The organism is Enterobacter sp. CGMCC 5087 (genome assembly GCF_003144775.1).
GTDB lineage: Bacteria > Pseudomonadota > Gammaproteobacteria > Enterobacterales > Enterobacteriaceae > Enterobacter > Enterobacter cloacae_M.
In genome coordinates, this window is record NZ_QFXN01000313.1 from 1 (window position 1) to 473 (window position 473).

Consider the following 473-nt stretch of genomic DNA (forward strand, 5'->3'; position numbering starts at 1 on the left):
CCTGACGCCAGGATGTGGAGCAAACAGGGGAGAACCGGATGCGTTTTTTTACAGGTAAGCGTGTGGCTGTTATTGTCCTCATGGCAATGAGTGTCTGTCTTTATTCATCTGAGGCTGCAGCAACGGGCACCGGTAATATCGTTGTTTCGTTGCCTGAAGGTGGAACAGCAATATGCAGCAGCCCGGGGTTTCGCGTGGGGCGCGCTGTACTGTTGCCTGATGGTGTCTACAACAACGGTGACAGGGTTGTATTAACCGGGGCCGGTGCGCCGTGTTCTAAAACGCTTCAGGCCACACTGAAAGGCGACTCTGGTGATGAAACACTGAATGCATCCGATATAGGCATTGCTTATGTTTACGGGTATGCCGACCCCTCATGGCACCCGGCTAAGGACCTGCCTGCGTATTCCGCTCTGATCGATCATGTTTTCGCGTGGAACGTCGATCAGCGATTCGCAGCTGATCGATCATCC

1 protein-coding gene is annotated in these 473 nt (G+C 53.5%); it reads left to right on the top strand.

Annotated features, from left to right (window positions below; all coding sequences use genetic code 11):
• Positions 1-38: 38 nt before the first annotated feature.
• Positions 39-473: hypothetical protein (locus tag DEO48_RS26645; RefSeq protein ID WP_146198344.1), on the top strand; the 435-nt coding region annotated here is incomplete at its 3' end.